Origin of the sequence: Pseudomonas fluorescens (assembly GCF_902497895.1) — a bacterium.
Lineage (GTDB): Bacteria > Pseudomonadota > Gammaproteobacteria > Pseudomonadales > Pseudomonadaceae > Aquipseudomonas > Aquipseudomonas fluorescens_BP.
In genome coordinates this window covers 1-9,734 of sequence record NZ_CABVHQ010000109.1, presented here as the reverse complement: position 1 = coordinate 9,734, position 9,734 = coordinate 1, and the positions used below count along the sequence as shown (strand labels likewise).

General features: G+C 60.8%; 6 protein-coding genes and 1 pseudogene. 1 reads left to right on the top strand and 6 read right to left on the bottom strand.

Features of this window, described 5'->3' with window-relative positions; all coding sequences use genetic code 11:
- Window positions 1-240: 240 nt before the first annotated feature.
- The 4 genes from F8N21_RS29080 to betI form a co-directional block, all read right to left on the bottom strand.
- Entirely contained in the window at window positions 241-936 is a 696-nt protein-coding gene (locus tag F8N21_RS29080; protein WP_150645414.1) for an RraA family protein, read from the bottom strand.
- Window positions 937-1,239: 303 nt separating this feature from the next.
- Window positions 1,240-2,943, bottom strand: a complete 1,704-nt coding sequence (gene betA, locus F8N21_RS29075; protein WP_150645413.1) for a choline dehydrogenase — start codon at window positions 2,941-2,943, stop codon at window positions 1,240-1,242.
- Between the two features lie 228 nt (window positions 2,944-3,171).
- Entirely contained in the window at window positions 3,172-4,644 is a 1,473-nt protein-coding gene (gene betB / locus F8N21_RS29070; RefSeq protein ID WP_150645412.1) for a betaine-aldehyde dehydrogenase, read from the bottom strand.
- A 106-nt stretch (window positions 4,645-4,750) separates the two neighbouring features.
- Window positions 4,751-5,344, bottom strand: coding sequence for a transcriptional regulator BetI (betI, locus tag F8N21_RS29065; RefSeq protein WP_150645411.1), 594 nt, complete (start codon window positions 5,342-5,344; stop codon window positions 4,751-4,753).
- A 472-nt stretch (window positions 5,345-5,816) separates the two neighbouring features.
- Between betI and F8N21_RS29055 the strand changes: the two are divergent.
- A pseudogene (locus F8N21_RS29055) lies at window positions 5,817-7,752 on the top strand (BCCT family transporter).
- Window positions 7,753-7,975: 223 nt separating this feature from the next.
- On the opposite strand, the gene choV reads toward F8N21_RS29055, so the two are convergent.
- A complete protein-coding gene (gene choV / locus F8N21_RS29050; protein WP_150645410.1) occupies window positions 7,976-9,154 on the bottom strand; it encodes a choline ABC transporter ATP-binding protein in 1,179 nt (392 codons plus the stop codon).
- A partial coding sequence (locus F8N21_RS29045; protein WP_150645409.1) for an ABC transporter permease subunit occupies window positions 9,151-9,734 on the bottom strand: 584 nt, incomplete at its 5' end. The genes choV and F8N21_RS29045, both read right to left, overlap by 4 nt.

Genomic DNA, 9,734 nt, shown 5'->3' with positions numbered 1-9,734 from the left:
ACCTGTGGCGAGGGGGCTTGCCCCCGCTGGGTCGCGAAGCGGCCCTAAAACCGGCAATCGCGGTTTTCCAGGTAGTACGCATCCGCCGGTTTTACGACTGCTGCGCAGCCGAGCGGGGCGGTGCGGCGTTCCGACAAGCCCCCTCGCCACAGTATTCGGCAGCCCTTAAAAGATGCGTAGATACCTATGCCCCTTTGGGGAGAGGGTTGGGGTGAGGGGTGGATCTCAAACCCTGCACAATCAGACCGGACAACCCTTGGCCCGCAGAATCGCATCAAACCGATCCGGGTCCAGGGTGCCGGCTTCGATCGCGGCCAGGGTGGCTTTTTCCCGGGCCAGCAGATCGTGGCAGCGGATCAGCAGTTCCGGCAGCTCGGAGCGCGACGCCGCGACCACGCCGTCACCGTCGCCGATCATCAGGTCGCCCGGTGCAACGAGCATCCCGGCACAGGAAATCGGCACGTTGATTTCGCCGCCGCCATCGGTACTCGGACCACGGTGTACGCCGCCGATGGCGTAGGCCGGCAGTTCACCGGTCAGCCATTCGTCGAGGTCGCGCAGGGCGCCGTTGATCACCACGCCGACGATCCCGGCCTTGAGGGCCATGGCGCGCATGATGCCGCCGAACACGGCGCGGGTCAGGTCGGCGCTGCCGTCGATCACCAGCACATCGCCGGGGCGAGCCATCTGCATGGCTTTGAGGATCATCAGGTTATCCCCGGGGCGTACGCGTACGGTCAGCGCGCTGCCAAGCATCGGGGCGTTGCCATGGAAGGCCTTGAGGCCCAGACCGCCGACGTTGCGACCCAAACAGTCGCTGACGGCAGCGGCGGGGATCTTGCTGAATTCCTTCAACCATTTTGGATCGAGGGGTTCAGCGTTTGGATTGATCATGTAGCCGGTGGGCCATTTGCTCGAAGATACGACATCAAACATGAGAGAGCCTCGTGGCCAGTCTAGTGGCGGCTTGTCGATTGGGGCGGGGGTGAAACGATTGCGCGGCACTAGATTAGGCCGGTACAGGGGGTGGGATCAAGGGTGAAGCGGTAGAGGGAGGGTTTACGCAAACCCCCGTAGCAGCTGGCGAAGCCTGCGTTCGGCTGCGCAGCAGTCGTAAATGAATCCCCGTTTCTGCATGGAAACTGAGTTCACCGGATTGCGACTGCTACGCAGCCGAACGCAGGCTTCGCCAGCTGCTACGGGATTTGGCGCCAGCCGTTGCGGTTGGCGCCATTCCGGTTATTGCGCAGTCCGGCTCACTTCCCGCAGCGGCTTGCCGCGCACTGGCGCATCACCTGCGACGAAGTAGTCGGCAGTGCTGCGTGGCAGTGGTTTACGGCCACGGATCTTGTCGGCGATTTTCTCGGCGATCATGATTGTCGGTGCGTTCAGGTTGCCGGTGGTGATGATCGGCATGATCGAGGCATCGACCACGCGCAGGGCTTGCATACCATGCACACGACCTTCGGCATCGACCACGGCCATCTCATCGGTGCCCATCTTGCACGAGCAGGACGGGTGGAACGCGGTTTCGGCGTGCTCGCGGATAAAGGTGTCCAACTGCTCGTCGGTTTGCACCTCGATGCCCGGGCTGATCTCACGACCACGGTAAGCGTCGAGAGCCGGCTGTTGCATGATTTCCCGGGTCAGGCGGATGCCATCGCGAAATTCCTGCCAGTCCTGCTCGGTGGCCATGTAGTTGAACAAGATGCTCGGGTGCTGGCGCGGGTCCTTGGATTTGACCTGGATGCGCCCGCGGCTTGGCGAACGCATGGAACCCATGTGCGCCTGGAAGCCGTGTTCCTTCACGCCATTGCTGCCGTTGTAGTTAATCGCAACCGGCAGGAAGTGGTACTGGATGTTCGGCCAATCGAATTCCGGACGGGTGCGGATGAAACCGCCGGCTTCGAACTGGTTGCTGGCACCGATACCCGTGCCGTTGAACAGCCACTCGGCACCGATGCCCGGCTGGTTGTGCATCAGCAGCGAAGGGTACAGCGAGACCGGCTGGGTGCAAGCGTATTGCAGGTACAGTTCCAGGTGGTCTTGCAGGTTTTCGCCAACGCCCGGGAGGTCATGGACCACCGGGATGTCGAGGCTTTCCAACAGCTTGGCCGGGCCGACACCGGAGCGTTGCAGGATCTGCGGCGAAGCGATGGCGCCGGAGCACAGCAGCACTTCCTTGCGGGCCTTGGCTTCAACGGGCTCTTCAGCGTCGCCCACCAGATAACGTACACCGACCGCACGCTTGCCTTCGAACAGGATCTTGTCGGTCAGGGCGTGGGTGACGATGGTCAGGGTCGAGCGCTTCTTGGCGATGTCCAGGTAACCGCGAGCGGTGCTGGCGCGACGGCCGTTGGGCGTCACGGTACGGTCCATCGGGCCGAAACCTTCCTGCTGGTAGCCGTTCAGGTCTTCGGTCCGCGGGTAACCGGCTTGCACGCCGGCTTCGACCATGGCACTGAACAGCGGGTTGTTACCGGCTTTTGGCGTGGTCACGCTGACCGGGCCGTCGCCACCGTGGTAGTCGTTCGGGCCGATGTCCCGGGTTTCCGCTTTTCTGAAATAGGGCAGGCAGTTCAGGTAGTCCCAGTCTTCAAGTCCTGGAAGCTTGGCCCAGTTGTCGTAATCCATGGCGTTGCCGCGGATGTAGCACATGCCGTTGATCAGCGACGAGCCGCCCAGGCCCTTGCCGCGACCGCATTCCATCTTGCGACCATCCATGTGTGGCTCTGGATCGGTTTCGTACGCCCAGTTGTAGCGCCGGCCTTGCAGCGGAAACGCCAGGGCCGCAGGCATTTGCGTGCGGAAGTCCAGGCGATAGTCCGGGCCGCCTGCTTCGAGCAGCAGCACGGTGACGCCTTCGTCTTCAGTCAGACGGGTCGCCAGGGTGTTACCGGCAGAGCCGGCCCCGATGATGATGTAGTCGAATTCTTGGGACATTGAATGCACCCTCTTTGATGGTGGTCAGGTCGCGGTCGCCGTGACGCCGCGCAACTGTGGCGAGGGGGCTTGTCGGAACGCCGCATCGCCCCGCTCGGCTGCGCAGCAGTCGTAAAGTCAGTGACCGCTTTCTATCTGAAGACTTGCGGTGTCTGGATGGGGGCTGCTTCGCAGCCCAGCGGGGGCAAGCCCCCTCGCCACAATGGCGTTCACCCAGACTCGCGAGTCTTAGAAAACCGAGGCGTAATCGCCCAGTTCGACCTGTACCGATTTGATGCGTGTGAAGTTGTTCAGGGAGCTGATGCCGTTTTCGCGGCCCACGCCCGATTGCTTGTAGCCGCCGACCGGCATTTCTGCCGCTGACTCGCCCCAGGCATTGATCCAGCAGATACCGGCTTCCAACTGGTGTATCACGCGGTGAGCGCGGTTCAGGTCCTTGGTCACCACACCGGCGGCCAGGCCGAAGTCGGTGTCATTGGCACGCCGGATCACTTCTTCTTCGGTTTCGTAGGTCAGAATGCTCATCACCGGGCCAAAGATTTCCTCGCGAACGATGGTCATGTCGTCGGTGCAGTCGGTGAACACGGTCGGTGCGACGAATGCGCCTTTGGCGAACTCGCCGTCGGTCAGACGACCGCCGCCGCACAGGACGCGAGCGCCTTCTTCCTTACCTTTGGCGATGTAACCCAGCACGCTTTCCATGTGGGCGAAGCTGACCAGCGGGCCGAAGTTGGTGTTCTCGTCTTGCGGGTTGCCGACGCGGATGCGCGCAACGCGTTCAACGATCCTGGCTTCGAAAGCGGCTTTCAGGTGGCTCGGTACGAACACGCGAGTGCCGTTGGTGCAGACCTGACCGGAGCTGTAGAAGTTGGCCATCATCGCAGTGTCGGCCGCGCGATCCAAGTCGGCGTCGTCGAAGATGATCAGCGGGGACTTGCCGCCCAGTTCCATGGTCACGTCTTTGAGCGAAGAGCTCGAAGCGCTGGCCATGACCTTCTTGCCGGTGTCGGTGCCGCCAGTGAAGGAGATTTTTTCGATGCGTGGGTGCTCGGTCAGCCAGGTGCCGACTTCACGGCCGCTGCCGGTCAGTACGTTGAACACACCGTCCGGCAGGCCGGCTTCGGTGTAGATCTCGGCCAGCTTCAGGGTGGTCAGGGAAGTGACTTCGCTTGGCTTGAAGATCATCGCGTTACCGGCCGCCAGGGCAGGTGCGGATTTCCACAGGGCGATCTGGATCGGGTAGTTCCACGCGCCGATACCGGCCACGACGCCCAGTGGCTCGCGACGGGTGTAGACGAAAGAGGTGGTGCGCAGCGGGATCTGCTCGCCTTCGATGGCCGGGACCAGACCTGCGTAGTACTCGAGTACGTCAGCACCGGTGACGATGTCGACATAACGGGTTTCGGAGTAGGACTTGCCGGTATCCAGGGTTTCCAGAGCAGCCAGTTCATCATTGCGTTCACGCAGGATATCAACGGCGCGACGCAGGATGCGCGAACGCTGCATGGCAGTCATCGCGGCCCAGATTTTCTGGCCTTTTTCGGCGGCGACAACCGCGCGCTCGACGTCTTCTTTAGCCGCACGCTGCACTTGAGCGAGAACTTCACCGTTAGCCGGGTTGATGGCGTCGAAGGTGGCGTCGCTGCTGGCGTCGGAGTAACCACCATCGATGTAGAGTTTTTGCAGTTCGAAACGGGCCATAGTGTCCTCGCAAGTGCATTGTGGTTGGCGTTGACCACTGGGCGTGCCGTATAGCCTTGGCAGCGCTGGTCAGTGGCAGTTCAGGGGCTGAGCGGTTATGTGTGCTCTAACTCACCTGCTTGGCCAATTGGAAATCCATGTATTCGTAAGCGATCTGGTGCGCCTGCTCGGTGTCGAAAGCATCTCCCGACAGCGCACCGCGCAACCACAAACCGTCAATGAGGGCCGCCAGGCCGCGGGCGGCGCTGCGCGCTTGATCAAGCGGCAACACACGGCGGAACTGGCAGCACAGGTTGGAATACAGGCGGTGATCGTTGATCCGCTGCAACCTGTGCAAAGACGGGTGGTGCATGCTGGTGGCCCAGAAGGCCAGCCAGGTTTTCATTGCCGGGCCATTGACCTGGCTGGCGTCGAAGTTGCCTTCGATAATCACCTGGAGGTGGGCCCGTGGGCTGTTGTCCTCCAGCGCCTGACGGCGCGCGGTGACGTTCTCGCTGAGGACACTCATCAGATACTGCGCCGTGGCGGCGATCAGGCCATTCTTGTCCTGAAAATAGTGACTGATGATGCCATTCGAGACACCGGCCAAACGGGCGATCAGCGCAATGCTGGCATCCCCCATTCCGACCTGATCGACCGCCTGTAGCGTGGCTTCGATCAACTGCTGGCGGCGTATGGGTTGCATACCGACCTTGGGCATCTTGCACATCTCCTTAGGCCTGCCGGCAGTCGTCGAACGGCTACCGGCGTTGAGGCCAGTCTATTTTGTTTTGATTGAACGTTCAATCAACAAAGAATAAGATCTGCGACAATTCGTCGCTGCTTACAGCTTTTTCCTACGTGTAAATGGCGAAAAAGCGACATCCAAAAAAGCTCGAAACCCAAGCAGGGCATGGCGTGAACCGCCGAAGACCGAAGTGTTGGACGCTGCGGCCCAAAAAGCTGGCAATTGTTCGTGCCAGGTCTTCGTAGCCGGTTCTCAACGCAGTCTCTGTGGGTTCGGGCTTTTTTCGGGGTGTCTTTATATCACCCGTCGGTCGGCCGCCAACTAAGCGATTGGTCGGGTGATGCACTGCCTTGTGTCTTTCTCTCGCACTGCCTGGAGCATCTGTGCCATGAGTTCCGCCTCTCTTATAAAGACCCCGCCCGAGAAGGTGACGGTCAACGGTTGGGTGTTCTACACCTCCACCGCGCTGATCCTGCTGTTGACCGCCATTCTGATCATTGCCCCGCAAGAGGCCGGCAGATTGCTTGGCATTGCCCAGGCCTGGTTGTCTCGCAGCCTGGTACTACATGGTGGTGATCGCCGCCTATCTGGTGTTCGTCGTGGGCCTGGCGTTTTCGTCCTACGGCAAGCTCAAGCTGGGCAGCAAGGACGACACCCCGGATTTCAGTTACGGCGCCTGGGCCGGGATGCTGTTCTCGTCGGGTATCGGCATCTCGCTGCTGTACTTCGGCGCGTCCGAGCCGCTGGACCACTATTTCAATCCGCCGGAAGGTGTCGCGGGCAGCAACCTCGCTGCGCGTCAGGCGGTGCAATTGACCTTCCTGCACTGGGGCCTGCACGGCTGGGCGATCTACGCCCTGGTCGGTCTGGCCGTGGCCTACTTTGCTTATCGTCACAACCAGCCGCTGGCACTGCGTTCGGCGCTGTACCCGCTGGTGGGCGAGCGTTGGGTCAAGGGCGCGGCCGGTCACGCGGTGGACGGCTTCGGCATGTTCGTGACGCTGCTGGGTCTGGTGACCAACCTTGGGATAGGCTCGCTGCAGGTGTCGTCGGGTCTGGAAAATCTGTTCGGCATGGAACACAGCAATACCAATCTGCTGATCGTGATCATCGTGATGAGCACCGTGGCGACCATCGCGGCGGTGTCCGGGGTGGAAAACGGCATCCGCCGGCTGTCCAACCTGAACATCGTGCTGTTCAGCGGTCTGCTGATTTTTGTACTGCTGTTCGGCCCGACCCTGCACCTGCTCAACGGCTTCGTGCAGAACATCGGTGACTACCTCAATGGTGTGGTGCTGAAGACCTTCGACCTCTATGTGTACGAAGGCGACAGCGACAAGTCTGACCGCTGGTTGGGCCTGTGGACCCTGTTCTACTGGGCCTGGTGGATTTCCTGGGCACCCTTCGTCGGCATGTTCATCGCGCGTATTTCCCGCGGTCGTACCGTGCGTGAGCTGGTGGCTGGCGTGTTGCTGATTCCGCTGGGCTTCACCCTGGCCTGGCTGTCGATCTTTGGTAACTCGGCATTGGACCTGGTGATGAACCAGGGGGCGGTGGAGCTCGGGCGAACAGCTTTGGAGCAACCCTCCATGGCGATCTATCAACTGCTTGAGCACTACCCGGCGTCGAAGGTGGTGATCGGTGTGTCGATCTTTGTCGGTTTCGTGCTGTTCCTGACCCCGGCGGATTCCGGCGCGGTGATGATGGCCAACCTGTCCTGCAAGGGCGGCAATGTCGACGAAGACGCGCCGCACTGGTTGCGGATCTTCTGGTCGGTGGTGATCACTCTGGTGACCATCGGTCTGTTGTTCGCCGGCAACTTCGAAGCCATGCAGACCATGGTCGTGCTGGCGGGGCTGCCGTTCTCGGTGGTGCTGGTGCTGTTTATGTTCGGCTTGCACAAGGCCATGCGCCAGGACGTGCAGATCGAACAGGAGCAAGCGGAACTGGCCGCTCGCGGCCGCCGTGGTTTCAGCGAGCGTTTGACTCAGTTGGAACTGCAACCGAGCCAATCGATTGTTCAACGCTTCATGGACAGGCAAGTCAGCCCGGCGTTGGAAGATGCCGCTGCTCAACTGCGTGCTCAGGGTCTGGACGTGCAAACGTTGTTGGGCAAGGCCAAGCGTTGCATGGGTGTGCGGCTCGAGATGGAAGAGGGCAACCCTTTTGTCTACGAAGTGAGCCTGGAGGGTTATCTTGCGACGCCGACCGAGTCGGCTCAGTCCGATGAGGCGCGCCAGCGCTACTACCGCGCTGAGGTGTATCTGCACAACGGCAGCCAGGACTACGACTTGATGGGCTTCACTCAGGATCAGATCATCCGTGACGTGTTCGATCAGTTTGAAAGCCATCGGCAGCTCCTTGGCCGGGTGTATAGCTAAAACTTGAAGTAGGCGCGGTGTCTATCAGTTACACCGCGTTGCTCCTGAAAAGATCGCAGCCTGCGGCAGCTCCTACGGGGGGTGCGTTCACCTGCGGATTCGCGGGTGTACCGGGTCGGTGTAGGAGCTGCCGCAGGCTGCGATCTTTTAATGCGGCGCAACCGTCCATGACAGATAAAACAAAAACGCCGCGATCGTCGCGGCGTTTTTGTGTGTGCTGTCCTTACCCCAGATTCTTCCCTAGCAACGCATGGTAGAGCTCGCTGTCGCCGAGTATCCCGACGACGTGCTGGTTGTCATGCAACACCAGCTTGTTGCCGGTCTGGTAGCGGATCTGCAGCGCTTCGCGCATGCCGATGTTGGAGTCCACCAGGGTCGGCCGACGGCCCAGGCCTTCCACTGCCTGGCCCGGTACCCAGTTCTGCAGATCAAGGCTGGCGCCGTTCTGGCGTGCGCCCTTGATGGTGTTGCCTTCGGCCAGGTCGAGCCAGGAGTCGCCGCCCGGGTCCAGGCATACCGAGCCGTTGATGCGTTTGCATTTGTCCAGGGTGCGCATCAGGCTGCGACCGCAGAGGACGTTGAGCGGATTGGTGTGGGCGACGAAGGTCCGAACATAGTCATCGGCCGGGTTCAGGACGATTTCTTCCGGTTTGCTGTACTGGACGATCCGGCCGTCTTTCATGATCGCGATGCGGCTGCCCAGTTTCAGGGCCTCATCGAGGTCGTGGCTGACGAACACGATGGTTTTGTTCAGCTTGTTTTGCAGTTCCAGCAATTCATCTTGCAGACCCTGGCGGATCAGCGGATCGAGGGCCGAGAAGGGTTCGTCCATCAGCAGGATGTCGGCGTCCATCGCCAGCGCACGGGCCAGGCCGACCCGTTGCTGCATACCGCCGGAGAGTTCATCGGGCTTCTTGTTGCGCCATTGGGTCAGGCCCACCAGTTCAAGCTTTTCATCAACCAGCTTGCGCCGTTCCTTCTCGGGCCGGCCCTGCATCTCGAGGCCGAAGCTGATGTTCTCGCGCACCGTCAACCAGGGCATCAGGGCGAATTTCTGGAAGACCATGGCGATGCGCTTGGTGCGCATCATTTTCAGTTCGGCCGGGGTGCAGGAGGCGATGTCGATTTGCTTGCCTTCATGCTCGACGAACAGTTGCCCGCGACTGACGGTGTTCAAGCCGTTGATGCAGCGCAGCAGACTGGATTTGCCGGAACCGGAGAGGCCCATCAGTACGCAGATTTCGCCTTTATCGATGTCCAGGCTGGCCTTTTCGACACCGACGATCTGCCCGGTCTGTTTCAGGATCTGGTCACGCGTCATGCCCTTGTCCAGCAGCTTGAGGGCCTCACGCGGATCTTTGGAGAAGACAACGTCTACCTTGTCGAAGCGGATTATGCTCATGCGTCACCCCCTACTTTAGCGTCGGGTTGTTTGCAAATACGGTCGAGCATGATCGCCAGCAATACGATCGCCAGGCCGGCTTCGAAGCCCAGGGCGATATCGGCAGTGTTCAGTGCGTTGACCACGGGTTTACCCAAGCCATCAGCACCCACCAGTGCCGCGATCACTACCATCGACAGTGAGAGCATGATGCACTGGGTGATGCCGGCAGCGATGCTCGGCATGGCGTGGGGCAGTTCAATGCGCGAGAGCAACTGACGGCGCGAGCAGCCAAAGGCCTTGCCGGCGTCCATCAACTCTTGCGGTACATCGCGGATACCCAGGTAAGTCAGGCGGATGGGCGCGGCAATCGCGAACACCACCGTTGAAATCAGACCGGGTACCACACCCAGGCCGAACAGGGTCAGGGTAGGAATGAGATAAACGAAGGTCGGTACGGTCTGCATCAGATCGAGTACCGGACGCATGAAAGTATAGAACATCGGTTTGTGCGCCGCGACGATGCCCAACGGCACGCCGATGACCACGCAGACCAGTGTCGCGAACAGCACCTGGGCCAGGGTCTCCATGGTTTCCTGCC

Bases quoted from the DNA above. Each gene is read 5' to 3' on its own strand.
- F8N21_RS29080 (WP_150645414.1), bottom strand. From the start codon at position 936: ATGTTTGATGTCGTATCTTCGAGCAAATGGCCCACCGGCTACATGATC.
- betA (WP_150645413.1), bottom strand. From the start codon at position 2,943: ATGTCCCAAGAATTCGACTACATCATCATCGGGGCCGGCTCTGCCGGT.
- betB (WP_150645412.1), bottom strand. From the start codon at position 4,644: ATGGCCCGTTTCGAACTGCAAAAACTCTACATCGATGGTGGTTACTCC.
- betI (WP_150645411.1), bottom strand. From the start codon at position 5,344: ATGCCCAAGGTCGGTATGCAACCCATACGCCGCCAGCAGTTGATCGAA.
- choV (WP_150645410.1), bottom strand. From the start codon at position 9,154: ATGAGCATAATCCGCTTCGACAAGGTAGACGTTGTCTTCTCCAAAGAT.